We start from the raw sequence: 15,278 nt of genomic DNA, 5'->3' as shown, positions 1-15,278 counted from the left end.
GGTGTTTTTCGGACTTCACACCGCCATTGGACGATGCGAACAATGCAAGCATTGTAAGAAAAGCGTGATTGCCGATGTAATCAATACTGGGCAGAATTTTTGTGAATCAAAAGCCGAATGCAGATGGTTTATTCAAAATGAAAAGAAAAATCCATCAGGATTTACTTTTTTGAAGACGAGAAGCGCGCCATCTCTTCGGCTACGGCGCGCTCCACCGTTTCTGCCAGGGCGTCGCGCAGGCCTTCTCTGACGCGCTGCATCACGATATCGGAAAGATGGTCCAGCGCCAGCGCCATCTGGTCCTGCAGATGCTGGTGCAGCACGGTATCGACGCGCTCCAGCAGGCTTTGCAGGACGTTTTCGCGGATTTCCTGTTCCCACTGGCGGTACTGCTCGGCGGCCGGCGTGACCTGAGGGGGCGGGGCCATGGGCGACATTACGGGCGTTGCAGCCGCGGGCGCCTGATAGTGGGTGGCCGCAGGTTGCGTGTGAAAGGCACCCGGTTGCATCGGCGCGGCGTAATCCTGCGCGGCCGGGGCAGCCGGCGCCAGCGGGATGATCTCGGTGAGGAGGGGGATGCTGTTGTCGTCGTGGTTCATGTCTGGAGCGTGGGCCTCAGGCCGCCACATGGTGCGACAGCGGATAGCCGCGTTCCTTGTAGAAACGGTAGCGGTCGCGGCCGGCGGCCTTGTCGGCGTCGTCGGCGGAAATGATTTCCAGCAAGCGTTCGAAACGGGCGAAATGGGCCGGCGTATCGGTGCCGAGGTTGATCAGTATCTGGTGATGCGGCAATTCGGCGGCGTCGTCGCCGGTGAGGATGATGGGCGTCTGTGATGCCAGCGGATCGCCGGCCATCACGTGAGGCAGGAAATCCTGCTCGGAAAAGCTCCAGAGCGCCTGGTCCAGTTGTTGCAGTTCGGCGCGGTCGGGACTGCGCAGCACCAGCATGGCGCCGGACGCACGCGCCTTGCGCACCAGTCGGCAGACGTAGGCGATCTTTTGCGGGACGTTGCTATGGAAATCGATTCGGGTCATCCCGCCAGTATAGTGGCTCGCGCTGCAGCATGCCATCCGCGGCGGCGGCCAGGCCAAAGAAAAACGGCCCGCCATCGGGGCGGGCCGTGCTGGCCGTCTTGCGAAGCCGTTCGTCAGCGACTCAGGCCGCCATGCCACTATGCCGCAGCAAGGCATCGATGCTGGGCTCGCGGCCACGGAAGGCCTTGAAGGACTCGATGGCCGGACGGGAGCCACCGACAGCCAGGATTTCCTGCTGGAAGCGACGTCCGGTTTCCAGCGAGATCACGTTGCCGCCGGTCACCGCGGCTTCTTCAAAGGCGCTGTAGGCGTCGGCAGACAGCACCTCGGCCCACTTGTAGCTGTAGTAACCGGCTGCATAGCCGCCCGCAAAGATGTGCGAGAAGGAATGCTGGAAGCGGTTGAACTCGGGCGGGCGGATCACGGCGATGCGGTCGCGCACGCTGTCGAGCAGTTGCTGCACAGTCTGGCTGCCACCGACTTCATATTCATGGTGGATCAGCATGTCGAACAGGGAGAACTCCACCTGGCGCAGCATCTGCAGGCCGGACTGGAAGTTCTTGGCGGCGATCATCTTGTCGTACAGCGCACGGGGCAGCGGTTCGCCGGTCTCGGCGTGGGATGTCAGCTGCTGCAGCACGTCCCATTCCCAGCAGAAGTTTTCCATGAACTGCGAGGGCAGTTCCACCGCGTCCCATTCCACGCCGGAGATGCCGGAGACACCCACTTCATCGACTTGCGTGAGCATGTGATGCAGGCCGTGGCCGAACTCGTGGAACAGGGTGATCACTTCGTCATGGGTGAACAGGGCCGGCTTGGCCACGCCATCGACCACCGCCGGTTCGGTGAAGTTGCAGACCAGATAGGCGATCGGGGTCTGCACGCCTTGCGCGGTGAGGCGGCGGGCGCGGGCGTCATCCATCCAGGCGCCGCCACGCTTGCCGGAGCGGGCATACAGGTCGAGATAGAACTGGCCGACCAACTGGCCGTCGCGTTCGATGCGGAAGAACTTCACGTCCTTGTGCCAGACCGGGGCCGTATCGGGCTTGATCTGCACGCCGAACAGTTGCTGTGCGACCTGGAACAGGCCGCCCACCACCTTGGGCTCGGGGAAATATTGCTTCACTTCCTGCTCCGAGAAAGCGTAGCGCTGTTCGCGCAGCTTTTCCGAGGCATAGGTGCTGTCCCAGGCCTTCAGCTCCTCCAGGCCCAGTTTTTCGCGGGCGAAGGTCTTCAGTTCTTCGTAATCCTTCTGGCCGAAGGGGCGAGCGCGCTGGCCCAGGTCTTCCAGGAAGGCGATCACTTCCGAGGGCGACTTGGCCATCTTGGCCACCAGCGACACCTCGGCGAAGTTGGCGTAACCCAGCAATTGCGCTTCTTCCTTGCGCAGCTGCAGGATCTGGTCGATGTTGCCGCTGTTGTCCCATTCCGGCTTGGCGCCCAGCTCGGAGGCCTTGGTGGCGTTGGCGCGGTAGATCTTCTCGCGCAGGGCGCGGTTGTCGGCGTATTGCAGCACCGGGAAATAGGACGGGAAGTGCAGCGTGAACTTGTAGCCGGGCTTGCCATCCTTCTCGGCCGCGGCGCCGGCGGCCTGCTTCACGTCGGCCGGCAGGCCGGAGAGTTCGGCTTCGTCCTCGACGAAGAGGCCGAAGTCATTGGTGGCGTCCAGCACGTTTTCCGAGAAGCGGGTGGTCAGCATGGCCTGCTTTTCCTGGATCTCGGCGAAGCGTTCCTTCTTCTCTTCCGGCAGCTCGGCGCCGGAGAGGCGGAAATCGCGCACCGCATTGTCCACCACCTTGCGGCGTGCGGCCGACAGGGAGGCGAAGGCCGGGCTGGCCTGCAGCGCCTTGTACTTCTCGAACAGCGCCAGGTTCTGGCCCAGCGAGGTCCAGAATTCCACCAGGCGCGGCTGGTTCTCGTTGTAGGTGGCGCGCAGGGCCGGAGTATCCATGACCGAGTTCAGGTGGCCCACCACGCTCCAGGCGCGGCCCAGTTTTTCGGTGGCGGACTCCAGCGGTTCGACGAAATTGTCCCAGGTGACCTCGGCCATCGGCGCTTCCAGTTCGGTGACCAGGCGGCTGGCATCGGCCAGCAGCTTGTCCAGGGCCGGGGTGACGTGCTCGGCGGCGATGGCGTCGAACTGGGCGTAGCCCGAGAAGTCGAGCAGGGGATTGGCGGCGATGTCGGTGGTGGTCATGGATTCTCGTTTCTCTGAAGCCTCCCGCCGGCGTGGCGCCCTCGGGAGGTGATGCGGTTTTAGGTACGTTCTGCAGCTTCGATGGTGTTGACCAGCAACATGGTGATGGTCATCGGACCCACGCCACCCGGCACCGGGGTGATCCAGCCGGCGACTTCGCGGGCATTGGCGAAATCGACGTCGCCGCACAGCTTGCCGTTGTCATCACGGTTCATGCCGACGTCGATGACGACGGCGCCGGGCTTGACCATGTCGGCGGTGACGATGTTGCGCTTGCCGGTGGCGACCACCAGGATGTCGGCCTGGCGGGTGTGGTGGCCGAGGTCACGGGTCTTGGAATTACAGATAGTGACGGTGGCGCCGGCTTGCAAGAGCAACATGGCCTGCGGCTTGCCGACGATGTTGGAGGCGCCCACCACCACGGCATTGGCGCCGCGGACCGGGTAGTCGATGGATTCCAGCATCTTCATCACGCCATAAGGGGTGCAGGGGCGGAACAGCGGCTGGCCCGTCATCAGGAGGCCGGCATTGCTGACGTGGAAACCGTCCACGTCCTTTTCCGGCGCGATGGCTTCGATCACCTTGTGCGAATCGATATGGGCCGGCAGCGGCAGTTGCACCAGGATGCCGTTGATCTTGGGGTCCTGGTTGAGGGCGTCGATGCGGGCCAGGAGTTCGGCTTCCGTCATCGTGGCTTCATATTTTTCCAGCACGGAGTGAAGACCATTGTCCTGGCAGGCCTTGACCTTGTTGCGCACGTAGACCTGGGAAGCCGGGCTGTCGCCCACCAGGATCACGGCCAGGCCGGGTTGCTTGCCTTGGGCGGTGAGGGCGGCGGCGCGCTTGGCGACATCGGCGCGCAGTTGTTGGGAGAGCAGGTTTCCGTCGATCAGTTGGGCAGACATGGCAATGAAGGCAAAAAAGGCAGGGCTAGGAAGAAAGCTCCCGGGCGAGCCGGGGCGACTGGGGCGCGGTGCGCCGGAACCCGTGATTATAAAGCCAGGCCGGGGACGGAGTGACATGCGCGCTGCTGGTCACATGTTGTTTGTTTTGAAATAAAAGCAGATGGTTTTGGACGACAATCGCTTTTGGGGCAGCGTACGACGGGAATGTTCAATTTCGGTTATGCTCCCGCAACCAAACGCAGCAGCCTCACCGCAGCAGCCTCACAGTTCCCCTCTAGTTACAAGGATTTGCGCATGACCGATCTCCTCACCCGCCGCCTGCAACAGCTTTCCCAGCCGCAACATCTTGCGTTGCTGAGTCAGGGCTTGCGCGGTGTGGAGCGGGAGACGCTGCGGGTGGATGAGCAGGGCAATCTGGCCCGCACGCCCCATCCGCCGGCACTGGGTTCGGCCCTCACCAATGATCTGATCACCACCGACTATTCGGAATCGCTGCTGGAGTTCATCACCCCGGCCATGCCCGACATCGCCGATGCGCTGCAGCGCCTGGATGAAATCCATCGCTTCGCCTATACCAAGCTGGACGGTGAACTGCTGTGGAATGCCTCCATGCCCTGCGTGCTGCCGCCGGAAGACGAGATTCCCATCGGCTGGTATGGCAGTTCCCACATCGGCATGTTGAAGCATGTCTACCGGCGCGGCCTGGCGCTGCGCTATGGCCGCACCATGCAATGCATCGCCGGTATTCACTACAATTTCTCGGTGAGTGAAGACCTGTGGGAAGTGCTGCGCGACGAGGACGACACCGTCGACCCCACGCTGTCGCGCCGGGATTACCAGTCCGAGCGCTATATCGCCCTGATCCGCAACTTCCGTCGCTACAGCTGGCTGCTGATGTATCTGTTCGGTGCCTCGCCGGCGGTGGCCACCAACTTCCTGCGCGGTCGTGCGCACCAGCTGGAGACGCTGTCCGAGGACACGCTCTTCCTGCCCTACGGCACCAGCCTGCGCATGAGCGACCTGGGTTACCAGAACCACGCCCAGGCCAACATCACGCCGCACTACAACAACCTGCCGGCCTACATCCGTAGCCTCTCGCATGCGGTCAGTGAACCGTATCCGCCCTATGAAGCCATCGGCACCAAGCGCGATGGCGAGTGGGTGCAGATCAATACCAACATCCTGCAGATCGAAAACGAGTTCTACTCTTCGATCCGTCCCAAGCGCGTCATCAACAGCGGCGAACGCCCGGTGCAGGCCTTGTCGGCGCGCGGTGTGCAGTATGTGGAAGTGCGCTGCATGGACATCGATCCCTTCAACCCGCTGGGCATCGGCCTGGAGGCAGCGCGTTTCCTGGATGTGTTCCTGCATTTCCTGGCGCTGGAATCGAGCTGCCTGACTTCGGACGAGGAGGGCGTGGAAAACCGCGCCAACTTCCTCGCCACCGTCAAGGAAGGCCGTCGTCCCGGCCTGCACCTGCAGTTCAAGGGCGAATCCATCCTGCTCAAGGACTGGGGCGAGCAACTGCTGGACCGCATGGCACCGGTAGCCGAACTGCTGGATCGCCAACTGGGCGGCAGCCAGCATCGCGACAGCCTGGCCGTGCAGCGCGGCAAGCTGGCCGATCCCGATGCCACCCCGTCGGCCCAGGTGCTGCGTGAAATCCGCGCCGCCGGCAACTCCTTCCCCGGTTTCACCCTGGCCAACAGCCGCCGCCAGGCCGAGCAGCTGCGCGCCCGGCCTCTGTCGGCCGCCAAGACGGCTGACTTCGTGGCCATCGCCCAGGCCTCGCTGGATGCGCAGCGCGACATCGAGCGTACCCAGATCGGCGACTTCGATACCTTCGTCGCCGCCTATCGCGCCAGCACACTGGGCAATATCGCGATCTGAACATCGCTTCATTTATATAGAGCAAGTTCTGTAGCGTAATTCCGCTACGGCCGGCGATCGGGCTGGTCGTGGCGGAATGTGATTGCCGCTGGCAAGCTCAGCAGGTGAATCCATTTGCTTCACGTCAACACGGCCAACCCTGATTTTTCAGGTAGTTCAGGCCACTTTGCCGCATTGCAAACAGGGCAAGAAAACCCCTCTCCCAAGGCGATACAGTAAAAATACGAGGCCCGCAAAGCGCCTATTCATGCCGCTTTGCAGCATATTTTCGCATTATGAAATCGATTATCGTAATTTGAAAATCGAAAATTCCCTGATAAAATTCGTCGTCCACACGGCTGGAAGACCGTACATTTAAGCTTGTTCCGCCTCCAAAGCCTTGCCCCACGGGCCGGGAAGGGTTGTAGCACAGGCAACGGAATGGTCTTCCTGCATCACTTGCCGGCGGCAGCGTACCGAATGAACCGACCGACCCGCCAGGTCTATCCGACCGGACGGATCTCTCAACAACCAGGAGACATGACATGTCAGCCCAAATCGATCAAGTTCTGGCGCAGGCCGCCAACGATCCCGATGTGATGGAAACCCAGGAGTGGCTCGACGCCCTCGAAGCAGTGATCGAAAAGGAAGGCCCGGATCGCGCCCACTACCTGATGGAACGCATGGTCGATCTGGCCCGCCGCCGTGGTGCCCATATTCCCTTCTCCAGCAATACCGCCTACGTCAACACCATTCCGGCCGACCAGGGCGAGCACTGCCCGGGCAACCTGGAATACGAAGAGCGCCTGCGCTCGTGGATGCGCTGGAACGCCATGGCCATGGTGGTCAAGGCCAACCGCGTGGACGGCGACCTGGGTGGTCACCTGTCTTCCTTCGCCTCGCTGGCCAACATGCTGGGCATCGGTTTCAATCACTTCTGGCACGCCCCGACTGAAGATCACGGCGGCGACCTGCTCTACATCCAGGGTCACTCCTCGCCCGGCATCTATGCACGCGCCTTCCTGGAAGGCCGCCTGTCCGAAGACCAGTTGATCCACTTCCGCCGCGAAGCCGATGGTCACGGTCTGTCGTCCTACCCGCACCCCAAGCTGATGCCGGAATTCTGGCAGTTCCCGACCGTCTCCATGGGCCTGGGCCCCTTGATGGCGATCTACCAGGCACGCTTCCTGAAGTACCTGCACGCCCGTGGCATCGCCAAGACCGACAACCGCAAGGTCTGGGCCTTCTGTGGCGACGGCGAGATGGACGAACCGGAATCGATGGGCGCCATCGGCATGGCCGGTCGTGAAAAACTGAACAACCTGGTCATCGTGGTCAACTGCAACCTGCAGCGCCTGGACGGCCCGGTGCGCGGCAACGGCAAGATCATCCAGGAACTGGAGTCCGACTTCCGTGGCGCCGGCTGGAACGTGGTCAAGGTCATCTGGGGCAGCGGCTGGGACGAGCTGCTGGCCAAGGACAAGGACGGCATCCTGCAGAAGGTGATGATGGAAACCGTCGACGGCGAGTACCAGAACTACAAGGCCAAGGACGGCGCCTTCGTGCGCAAGCACTTCTTCGGCAAGCATCCCAAGCTGCTGGAAATGGTCTCCAAGATGTCGGACGACGATATCTGGCGCCTGACCCGTGGCGGTCACGACCCGCACAAGATCTACGCTGCCTTCAAGGTCGCGCAGGACTCCAAGGACCAGCCCACCGTGATCCTGGCCAAGTCCATCAAGGGCTATGGCTTCGGCAAGGCCGGCGAAGCGCGCAACACCGCGCACAACACCAAGAAGCTGGACGACGAAGCCATCCGCGCCATGCGCGACCGCTTCCAGCTGCCGATCTCGGACGCCGAGCTGCCCAGTATCCCGTTCTTCAAGCCGGCCGACGACACCCCGGAAATGCAGTACCTGCACGAGCGCCGCAAGGCCCTGGGCGGCTACCTGCCGCAACGTCGCCCGCACGCTGACGAAAAGCTGCCGGTGCCGGAACTGTCGGCCTTCCAGGCCATGCTGGAGCCGACCGCCGAAGGTCGTGAAATCTCCACCACCGCTGCCTACTCCCGCGTGCTGACCGCGCTGCTGCGCGACCCCAACCTGGGCCCGCGCGTGGTGCCCATCATGGTCGACGAGTCCCGTACCTTCGGTATGGAAGGCCTGTTCCGCCAGATCGGCATCTTCAGCCAGGTCGGCCAGCTGTACGAACCGGTCGACAAGGACCAGGTGATGTACTACCGCGAAGACAAGGCCGGCCAGATCCTGCAGGAAGGCATCAACGAAGCCGGTGGCATGAGCTCGTGGATCGCTGCGGCGACCTCGTACTCGACCAACAACCGCGTGATGATCCCGTTCTACACCTACTACTCGATGTTCGGTCTGCAGCGTATCGGCGACCTGGCATGGGCAGCCGGTGACATGCGCGCCCGTGGCTTCCTGATCGGCGGCACCGCCGGTCGTACCACCTTGAACGGTGAAGGTCTGCAGCACGAAGACGGCCACAGCCACGTGTTCGCTTCGGCCATCCCGAACTGCATCCCCTACGACCCAACCTTCGCCCACGAAGTCGCCGTGATCATCCATGACGGCCTGCGCCGCATGGTGGCCAACCAGGAAGACGTGTTCTACTACATCACCGTGATGAACGAGAACTACGCCCACCCTGGTATCAAGGCAGGCCAGGAAGAGGGCATCTTGAAGGGCCTGTACCTGTTGAACGAAGGCGGCAAGGAAAACAAGCTGCGCGTGCAACTGCTGGGCTCCGGCACCATCCTGCGCGAAGTCATCGCCGCCGCCGAACTGCTGCGCGACGACTGGAAGGTCGACGCCGACGTCTGGTCCGCACCTTCCTTCACCCTCTTGGCCCGCGAAGGCCAGGACGTGGAACGCTGGAACATGCTGCACCCGGCCGACACCGCCAAGAAGAGCTACTTCGAGCAATCGCTGGAAGGTACCGAAGGTCCGATCGTGGTCTCCACCGACTACATGCGCACCTACGCCGAGCAGGTCCGCGCCTTCGTGCCCAAGGGCCGCTCCTACAAGGTGCTGGGCACCGACGGCTACGGCCGCTCGGATACCCGCGCCAAGCTGCGCGAGTTCTTCGAGGTGAACCGCCACTTCGTCACCGTGGCTGCCCTGAAGTCGCTGGCCGATGAAGGCAAGATCAAGCCCGAAGTGGTGGCCCAGGCCATCGCCAAGTACGGCATCGATCCCAACAAGCCCAATCCGGTGACCGTGTAAGGACCGCCCGACCGACCATCCCCGCCTCAGCCTGCTGATCGCGGGGATGTGTCGTGTCCGGCACTGCCACAAAAACGGGAAGGGCCGCAGCCAGATCGCTTAAGATGCAATGGCTTTGCGGCAGCACCTTCCCTACTGCGAATATCCCTCCCGGCCCTGGGCCTGGGAACAGAACAACGGAGCGCATCAGATGAGTCAAGTCGAAGTAAAAGTCCCGGACATCGGCGATTTCAAGGAAGTCGAAGTCATTGAGGTGATGGTCAAGGTCGGCGATACCATCAAGGTCGATCAGTCCCTGATCACCGTCGAATCCGACAAGGCCAGCATGGAAATCCCCTCCACCCAGGCGGGCGTGGTCAAGGAAATCAAGGTCAAGGTCGGCGACAAGGTCGCCGAAGGTTCGTTGCTGCTGATCGTCGAAGGCGAGGGCGCTGCGGCAGCACCGCAAGCCGCCGCCCCGCAAGCCGCCGCCGCTGCGCCGGCTGCCGCCCAGGCCTCTGCCCCCGCACCCGCGCCAGCCGCTGCAGCTCCTGCGGCTGCTGGCGCCGGTGGTACGGTCGAGATTGAAGTCCCCGACATCGGCGACTTCAAGGAAGTGGAAGTCATCGAAGTCATGGTCAAGGTCGGCGATACCGTCAAGGCCGAGCAGTCCCTGCTGACCGTGGAATCCGACAAGGCCAGCATGGAGATTCCCTCCAGCCACGCCGGCGTGATCAAGGAACTGAAGGTCAAGCTGGGTGACAAGGTCGCCAAGGGCAGCATCATCGCCACCATCGAAGCCGTCGGTGGCGCACCTGCTGCCGCTGCTGCACCTGCCCCGGCTGCCGCCGCAGCTGCCCCTGCCGCGCCCGCAGCGTCGGCCCCGGCTGCCGCCGCACCGGTCATCGCCACCGCCTCGGCTACCAGCACCGGCGGCAAGGCCCACGCCTCGCCGTCCGTGCGCAAGTTCGCCCGCGAACTGGGCGTGGACCTGTCGCGTGTGCCGGCTACCGGCCCCAAGGGCCGCATCCTGCAGATCGACGTGCAGAACTTTGTCAAGGGCGTCATGGCCGGTTCGACCTCGGTCGCCGCCGCCCCTGCCACCAATGGCAGCGGTGCCGGCATGAACCTGTTGCCGTGGCCGTCGCTGGACTTCAGCAAGTTCGGCGAGACCGAACTGCTGGCCCTGTCGCGCATCAAGAAGATCAGCGGCCCCAACCTGCATCGCAACTGGGTGATGATCCCGCACGTGACGCAGTTCGACGAAGCCGACGTCACCGAGCTGGAAGAATTCCGCAAGACATCCAACGATGCCTTCGCCAAGTCCAAGTCGCCGGTCAAGCTGACCATGCTGGCCTTCGTGATCAAGGCCAGCGTCTCGGCGCTGAAGAAATTCCCGGCCTTCAATTCCTCGCTGGATGCCAAGGGCGAGAACCTGATCCTCAAGAAGTTCTACAACATCGGTTTCGCCGCCGATACCCCGAACGGCCTGGTGGTTCCGGTCATCAAGAACGCCGACCAGAAGAGCATCGGCCAGATCGCCATCGAGATGGGCGAACTGTCCGCGCAAGCCCGTGACGGCAAGTTGAAGCCGGCCGACATGCAAGGCGCGACCTTCACCATCTCCTCGCTGGGTGGCATTGGCGGCACCGCCTTCACGCCCATCATCAATGCGCCGGAAGTGGCGATCCTGGGCCTGTCCAAGTCCATCATCAAGCCGGTATGGGACGGCAAGCAGTTCGCCCCGCGCCTGATGCTGCCGACCTCGCTGTCCTATGACCACCGCGTCATCGACGGCGCCATGGGCGCTCGCTTCTCGGCCTACCTGGCCGAGGTGCTGGGTGACCTGCGCAAGTCGCTGCTGTAAGCCGCCACTAGCGAACCACAGAACATTACGGAGCCAGGACAATGAGTCTCTCTGAAGTCAAGGTCCCCGATATCGGGGATTTCAAGGAAGTCGAAGTCATCGAGGTGATGGTCAAGGTGGGCGACACCATCAAGGTCGATCAGTCCCTGATCACCGTCGAATCCGACAAGGCCAGCATGGAAATCCCGTCTTCCTCGGCCGGCGTGGTCAAGGAAGTCAAGGTCAAGGTCGGTGACAAGGTCGCCGAAGGTTCGCTGCTGCTGCTGGTGGAAGCCAGCGGCGAAGCTGCCGCAGCGCCGGCGCCTGCCGCCGCGCCTGCACCGTCCGCCGCAGCGCCTGCTGCCGCTCCAGCCGCTTCTGCTGCACCCGCTGCCCCCGCAGCCGCCCCGGCCGCTGCCAGCTTAGGCGGCCGCGCCGACATGCAGTGCGACGTCATGGTGCTCGGTGGTGGCCCCGGTGGCTACTCGGCCGCCTTCCGCGCCGCCGACCTGGGCCTGAACACGGTCATCGTCGAGCGCGAAGCCACCCTGGGTGGCGTCTGCCTGAACGTCGGTTGCATCCCCTCCAAGGCCCTGCTGCACGTGGCCGCCGTGATCGACGAGACCGCCGCCATGGCCTCGCACGGTGTCACCTTCGGCAAGCCCGAGATCGACATCGACAAGCTGCGCGGCTACAAGGACAAGGTCATCGGCACCATGACCGGCGGCCTGGCCGGCATGGCCAAGGCGCGCAAGGTGGCGGTGGTCAATGGTGACGGCCAGTTCGCCGGCCCCAACCACATCGAAGTGACCGCCGCTGACGGCAGCAAGAAGGTGGTGCAGTTCAAGCACGCCATCATCGCCGCCGGTTCCTCGGTGGTGAACCTGCCCTTTGTGCCGCAGGATCCGCGCATCGTCGACTCCACCGGCGCGCTGGAACTGCGCCAGGTGCCCAAGCGCATGCTGGTCATCGGCGGCGGCATCATCGGCCTGGAAATGGCCACCGTCTATTCCACCCTGGGCGCGCGCATCGACGTGGTCGAGATGATGGACGGCCTGATGCAGGGCGCTGATCGCGACATGGTCAAGGTCTGGCAGAAGTTCAACGAAAAGCGCTTCGACAACGTCATGGTCAAGACCAAGACGGTGGCCGTGGAAGCCCTGGCCGAAGGCATCAAGGTGACGTTCGAAGCCGCCGAAGCCGGCGCCACCGCCCCCGAGCCGCAACTGTACGACCTGGTGCTGGTGGCCGTGGGCCGCAGCCCCAACGGCAAGAAGGTCTCGGCCGACAAGGCCGGCGTGATCGTGGGTGATCGCGGCTTCATCCCGGTGGACAAGCAGATGCGCACCAACGTCCCGCACATCTTCGCCATCGGCGACCTGGTGGGCCAGCCCATGCTGGCGCACAAGGCCGTGCATGAAGGCCACGTCGCTGCTGAAGCGATTGCCGGCGAGAAGAGCTTCTTCGACGCCAGCGTCATCCCCTCGGTGGCCTACACCGATCCGGAAGTGGCCTGGGTCGGCGTGACCGAAGACGAAGCCAAGGCAAAGGGCATCAAGATCGAGAAGGGCCATTTCCCGTGGGCCGCCTCCGGTCGCGCCGTGGCCAATGGCCGTTCGGAAGGCTTCACCAAGCTGCTCTTCGACGCCGAAACGCATCGCGTGATCGGCGGCGGCATCGTCGGCACCCATGCCGGCGACATGATCGGCGAAGTGGCCCTGGCCATCGAGATGGGCGCGGACGCCGTGGATATCGGCAAGACCATCCACCCGCACCCGACCCTGGGCGAGTCCCTGGGCATGGCCGCGGAAGTGGCCGAAGGTCATTGCACGGACTTGCCGCCGCAGCGGAAGAAATAAGTGTAGCGAGCAGCAACAGCCAAATCGGCGGACCAGATGGTCCGCCGATTTTTTTTGGGGCTATCTGCTGCCTTTCTCACTGTCGATCTCTCTCCATCTCGCCGACCTGATAGGTCGGCGTCTTCATTTCCACCATGCCAACAGTGTCTCGTCATCGCGACAGCGGCCGCCACGGTGCAAAAGGCGCACCGGTGCGGCGCTGCATGCCTGTCTTTGGTGAGTTCCCAGCCGCGGAAAGCGCAGAAATCAGGCTTTCCAGCCTGGCACGCTGTTTGCGTAAAACGAGCAAAACGGTTTTTATATAAACCATCAGTTCATATATGGAACAAAATAAGTCATTTTGTTTTGAGATATCTGCTATATTGACTGCGAATATCTCCCATATATAAATTGCTGTTTCATATATGGAACGTTTCGGTGCCCGGCAGGAGGCACCCGTCCGCAGAGACGGCAGCCGGGAAGAATAGCTGGGGCGCAACAGCGCGCTATGACAATCAGCAGAGGCAACATGATCGAAATCGAATTCCGCAAGGTCGGCAAAAGCTTTGTCGATCGCCAGACGGCGCAAGCGCGCGCCGCTGTCACCAACGTCAACCTGTCCATCAAGAGCGGCGAGGTGGTCTCCATCATCGGCCCCTCCGGCTGTGGCAAGAGCACCCTGCTCAACATGGGCGCCGGTCTCTACCTGCCCACCGAAGGCGAAGTCTTCGTCAGCGGCGAGCGCGTGACCAAGCCGGTCCGCAAGGTGGCCTTCATGCTGCAGAAGGACCTGCTTATGCCCTGGCGCAATATCCGCGCCAACGTCACCCTGGGCCTGGAAATCGACGGCATGCGCGAGGCCGAGCGCCGACGCATCGCCGACGAGCTGCTGGCCAAGTGCCACCTCAAGGGCTTTGAAGAGCATTACCCGTACCAGCTCTCCGGCGGCATGCGCCAGCGCGCTGCGTTGGCCCGCACGCTGGCGGTGGACCCGCAGGTGCTGCTGCTGGACGAACCCTTCTCGGCCCTGGATGCGCAGACCAAGATGGTGCTGCAGCAGGACCTGGCCAAGATGCTCTACGAAAAGAAGAAGACCGCGCTCTTCATCACCCACGATCTGGTGGAAGCCATCGCCCTGTCGGACCGCCTGCTGGTCATGAGCGAGCGTCCCGGCACCATCGTCGAGGAAATCGTGGTGGACCTGCCGTTCCGCGACAACCCGCTGGAGCGTCGCAAGCTGCCCGAGATCGGCCCCTTGCAAGGGCGCCTGATGGAACTGCTCAAGGTGGGCAAAGAGACCGCCGAGCTGCACTGATTTCACGCTGCATCTTCACCCGTCAACAGAGAGACCCCAAGGGAGAGCCAGAAACCATGAAGAACCTGTTCGCATCCGCCTGTAGTGCACTTGCCCTGGTCGCCGCCACGGGCGCCGCCGTCCTGCCCATGGCCGCGCACGCCGCGCCGGAAGAAGTGACCTACCTGCTGCCGGCACCACCCAATTCGCCGGCCTTCGCCCCCTGGGTGCTGGCCCAGCACAAGGGCTATTACGCCGATGAAAACCTGAAGGTCAGCTTCATCGTCGCCAAGGGCGGCGTGGACGTGGCCAAGCAGATCGGCGCCGGCAATGCCGTCATCGGTGGCGCCATCGGCGACACCCCCATCGTGGTGCGCGCCAACGGCATCCCGGTCAAGGCCATCGCCGTGCTGGGCGCCGGTTCGGTGACCATGGTGGCGGCCAATCCGGCCGACGGCATCAAGGGCCTGAAAGACCTCAAGGGCAAGACCGTCACCGTGATGTCCTATACCGACACCACCTATTACGCCTTCCTGGGCAGCCTGAAGACCGCCGGCCTGTCCAAGACCGACGTGCAGATCCAGGCCGCCGGCCCCTCGGGCGTCTGGCAGCTGTACACCTCGGGCAAGTCGCAGGCCTTCGCCGGCGTGCCGGACTGGGTGGTCAATGCCACCGATGCCGGTGCCAAGGTCGAACTGCTGGACAACGGCGGCTTCAAGAGCATGGCCCAGGCCATCCTGGCCTCCGACGACACCATCAAGAAGAACCCGGAGCTGCTCAAGCGCCTGGTGCGCGCCACCCTGCGCGGCATGCAGGACATCATGAAGGACCCCAAGGCCGCCGCCGATGACTACGTCGCTGCACTGCCCACCTACAAGGGCAAGGAAGCCAGCATCCAGAGTACCTTCGAGATGTACAACAAGTACGTCTACGCCAACCAGAAGACCCTGGGCCAGATCGACCAGGCGCGCATGGAAGCGGTGCAGAAGTTCTACGTCAGCGAAGGCATCGTCACCAAGGCCACGCCGGTCAACGAGCTCTTCACCAACCAGTTCGTCGGAGTCGCCAAGTAA

Annotated in this window: 10 protein-coding genes; 6 read left to right on the top strand and 4 right to left on the bottom strand. The window is 63.0% G+C overall.

The window, feature by feature from the left end; translation table 11 throughout:
- Window positions 1-161: 161 nt before the first annotated feature.
- The 4 genes from ACEOAC_RS18175 to folD form a co-directional block, all read right to left on the bottom strand.
- Window positions 162-599, bottom strand: coding sequence for a hypothetical protein (locus tag ACEOAC_RS18175; RefSeq protein ID WP_241811931.1), 438 nt, complete (start codon window positions 597-599; stop codon window positions 162-164).
- 16 nt (window positions 600-615) lie between these two features.
- On the bottom strand, window positions 616-1,035 hold the full coding sequence (locus ACEOAC_RS18170) for a DNA polymerase III subunit chi (protein WP_241811930.1): 420 nt from the start codon (window positions 1,033-1,035) through the stop codon (window positions 616-618).
- Between the two features lie 121 nt (window positions 1,036-1,156).
- On the bottom strand, window positions 1,157-3,232 hold the full coding sequence (locus ACEOAC_RS18165) for a M3 family metallopeptidase (protein WP_413444090.1): 2,076 nt from the start codon (window positions 3,230-3,232) through the stop codon (window positions 1,157-1,159).
- 59 nt (window positions 3,233-3,291) lie between these two features.
- Entirely contained in the window at window positions 3,292-4,137 is an 846-nt protein-coding gene (folD, locus tag ACEOAC_RS18160) for a bifunctional methylenetetrahydrofolate dehydrogenase/methenyltetrahydrofolate cyclohydrolase FolD (RefSeq protein ID WP_077237849.1), read from the bottom strand.
- Window positions 4,138-4,431: 294 nt separating this feature from the next.
- Between folD and gshA the strand changes: the two genes are divergently transcribed.
- The 6 genes from gshA to ACEOAC_RS18130 all read left to right on the top strand — a co-directional run bounded on the left by gshA (window position 4,432) and on the right by ACEOAC_RS18130 (window position 15,278).
- Window positions 4,432-6,027 (top strand): glutamate--cysteine ligase, encoded by a 1,596-nt coding sequence (gene gshA / locus ACEOAC_RS18155; RefSeq protein ID WP_102661329.1) that lies wholly within the window; start codon window positions 4,432-4,434, stop codon window positions 6,025-6,027.
- A gap of 524 nt (window positions 6,028-6,551) precedes the next feature.
- Window positions 6,552-9,248, top strand: coding sequence for a pyruvate dehydrogenase (acetyl-transferring), homodimeric type (gene aceE / locus ACEOAC_RS18150; protein ID WP_006465305.1), 2,697 nt, complete (start codon window positions 6,552-6,554; stop codon window positions 9,246-9,248).
- A 190-nt stretch (window positions 9,249-9,438) separates the two neighbouring features.
- Window positions 9,439-11,094: a dihydrolipoyllysine-residue acetyltransferase gene (gene aceF, locus ACEOAC_RS18145; RefSeq protein ID WP_413628498.1), complete on the top strand. Its 1,656-nt coding sequence runs from the start codon at window positions 9,439-9,441 to the stop codon at window positions 11,092-11,094.
- 41 nt (window positions 11,095-11,135) lie between these two features.
- Window positions 11,136-12,932 carry a dihydrolipoyl dehydrogenase gene (lpdA, locus tag ACEOAC_RS18140; protein ID WP_413628497.1) on the top strand — a complete coding sequence of 599 codons (1,797 nt, stop codon included), beginning with the start codon at window positions 11,136-11,138 and terminating at the stop codon, window positions 12,930-12,932.
- 508 nt (window positions 12,933-13,440) lie between these two features.
- Window positions 13,441-14,226 carry an ABC transporter ATP-binding protein gene (locus ACEOAC_RS18135; protein WP_180670733.1) on the top strand — a complete coding sequence of 262 codons (786 nt, stop codon included), beginning with the start codon at window positions 13,441-13,443 and terminating at the stop codon, window positions 14,224-14,226.
- 56 nt (window positions 14,227-14,282) lie between these two features.
- The gene (locus ACEOAC_RS18130; protein WP_413445241.1) at window positions 14,283-15,278 is read left to right on the top strand and encodes an ABC transporter substrate-binding protein; all 996 of its coding nucleotides are present in this window, start codon (window positions 14,283-14,285) and stop codon (window positions 15,276-15,278) included.

The organism is Herbaspirillum frisingense (assembly GCF_047325095.1).
Lineage (GTDB): Bacteria > Pseudomonadota > Gammaproteobacteria > Burkholderiales > Burkholderiaceae_D > Herbaspirillum > Herbaspirillum frisingense.
The sequence above is the reverse complement of the archived record's forward strand: the minus strand, read 5'-3'. Positions and strand labels throughout refer to the sequence as shown.

Excerpts from the sequence above, each read along its gene's own strand:
- ACEOAC_RS18170 (WP_241811930.1), bottom strand. The coding sequence starts at position 1,035 with ATGACCCGAATCGATTTCCATAGCAACGTCCCGCAAAAGATCGCCTAC.
- ACEOAC_RS18130 (WP_413445241.1), top strand. The coding sequence starts at position 14,283 with ATGAAGAACCTGTTCGCATCCGCCTGTAGTGCACTTGCCCTGGTCGCC.
- folD (WP_077237849.1), bottom strand. The coding sequence starts at position 4,137 with ATGTCTGCCCAACTGATCGACGGAAACCTGCTCTCCCAACAACTGCGC.
- lpdA (WP_413628497.1), top strand. The coding sequence starts at position 11,136 with ATGAGTCTCTCTGAAGTCAAGGTCCCCGATATCGGGGATTTCAAGGAA.
- ACEOAC_RS18135 (WP_180670733.1), top strand. The coding sequence starts at position 13,441 with ATGATCGAAATCGAATTCCGCAAGGTCGGCAAAAGCTTTGTCGATCGC.
- aceE (WP_006465305.1), top strand. The coding sequence starts at position 6,552 with ATGTCAGCCCAAATCGATCAAGTTCTGGCGCAGGCCGCCAACGATCCC.
- aceF (WP_413628498.1), top strand. The coding sequence starts at position 9,439 with ATGAGTCAAGTCGAAGTAAAAGTCCCGGACATCGGCGATTTCAAGGAA.
- ACEOAC_RS18165 (WP_413444090.1), bottom strand. The coding sequence starts at position 3,232 with ATGACCACCACCGACATCGCCGCCAATCCCCTGCTCGACTTCTCGGGC.
- ACEOAC_RS18175 (WP_241811931.1), bottom strand. The coding sequence starts at position 599 with ATGAACCACGACGACAACAGCATCCCCCTCCTCACCGAGATCATCCCG.
- gshA (WP_102661329.1), top strand. The coding sequence starts at position 4,432 with ATGACCGATCTCCTCACCCGCCGCCTGCAACAGCTTTCCCAGCCGCAA.